The following is a 1,321-nucleotide window of genomic DNA, read 5'->3' as shown; positions in this document are numbered from 1 at the left end:
TCAACAACCCAACGATGAATCGTTGAATGATCAACTTGAATACCACGCTCAGCCATAAGCTCTTCGATATCACGATAGCTTAGCGTATAAGCGATGTACCACCGAATGGCCATCATGATCAGGTCTTTCTTAAAATGACGGCCGCTGAAATTGATCATGACTACACCTTAAACAAAAATCAGCATTATACCATCAGCTCAAATTGAGATAGAACCATAAAAATTGCCATATATTTCTGGCTTAGAGCTGCAATAAGTTATAATGGATTAATCCATTATAAACTGGCCTATCAGACATCAATCTGAATATTTTTTCTATTTCTTTCATTGGTATAAACCAGCGCTTTTCAGTTAATTCATAAAATCCTAATTTTGAATAAAAAGAGGTTAGTTGTTTAGAGGTGTTTTTTAAATCAACAATGACAGCGCAAAATATCGAAGGCATTCCAAATATAGCTGTTTTAAATGCGTGGTGTATTAAAAACTTCCCTAAGCCTTGGTCCTGAAAATTTAGGTCGACGGCTAGTTTTCCTATAAGCAAACAATGATTTGGCCGCTTTGGAAGTCCTTTAATATTTTGGAAAACGTCAGCATTTATAGGGGATATTGAGTAGTAACCTAGAATAGTTGATGGGTTGGTGGAGTCTATAGCACAAAAAGTGTCCCCTGTTTTTGTTTTCTGAGCTTGAGTAGCATATCTTTTTAAGAATGTGTTGATTTCTGGTTCACCACAATTAAAATCGTTACGATTATGCTTTTTTGGATTTAGTCTTTCTATGGTGATAGTCATTTAGTTTTTCTTGTAGCCCATCATGGTTTAAATGATCTGTTGTCATAAAGTCTTTTAAAGCTTTATTATCTTTAGCTGGTTGAGATAGAGCTTTGCTAATTTTCATAACATCTTCGTCTGTAAATGTCATTGCATCTTTTAAAGCTTTTCTTTGTTCAGCTTCTAGGTATTCAGCATAAAAATCGCAAGCAGATTTAACAAAGTCTGATAGTGTGCCCTCATGGCTCGTCTCAGCAACATGTACATAGTGTGATTTTTTTTGAGCTGTCACCCTTACTTTTATTTCCGCTTCTTGTCTCATTGTTTTTCCCATTTTGTTACCTCATATGTCTGTTTCTATCATTAATAATAGACTATATGTGGTCCACATTTGTTCCCCTGTATTGTATCCCGTTTTATGTGCACAATCAAGAGTCCGGTTGAGATTGCTGAAAATACTTAGAGCGTGAAAGATAACTTTATGATTAATCAGTAGTTAATCAAAGTTATTGGCGGAGGCAAAAGTTTTTTTAGCAGTATAACCTCATAAACA

2 protein-coding genes and 1 pseudogene are annotated in these 1,321 nt (G+C 35.0%); all 3 read right to left on the bottom strand.

Features of this window, described 5'->3' with window-relative positions:
* Positions 1-158 (bottom strand): annotated as a pseudogene (locus BGC07_RS17285) (IS6 family transposase); the annotation flags it as partial.
* Between the two features lie 82 nt (positions 159-240).
* Positions 241-789 carry a GNAT family N-acetyltransferase gene (locus tag BGC07_RS17280; protein WP_069314307.1) on the bottom strand — a complete coding sequence of 183 codons (549 nt, stop codon included), beginning with the start codon at positions 787-789 and terminating at the stop codon, positions 241-243.
* Positions 749-1,102 carry a type II toxin -antitoxin system TacA 1-like antitoxin gene (locus tag BGC07_RS17275; protein WP_069314306.1) on the bottom strand — a complete coding sequence of 118 codons (354 nt, stop codon included), beginning with the start codon at positions 1,100-1,102 and terminating at the stop codon, positions 749-751. The genes BGC07_RS17280 and BGC07_RS17275 overlap by 41 nt, the downstream gene beginning before the upstream one ends.
* Between the last annotated feature and the right edge of the window lie 219 nt (positions 1,103-1,321).

It is taken from the genome of Piscirickettsia litoralis (assembly GCF_001720395.1).
GTDB classification, from domain to species: Bacteria; Pseudomonadota; Gammaproteobacteria; order Piscirickettsiales; family Piscirickettsiaceae; genus Piscirickettsia; species Piscirickettsia litoralis.
Note: the sequence above shows the minus strand (reverse complement) of the source record. Positions and strands in the feature narration are given on the sequence as shown.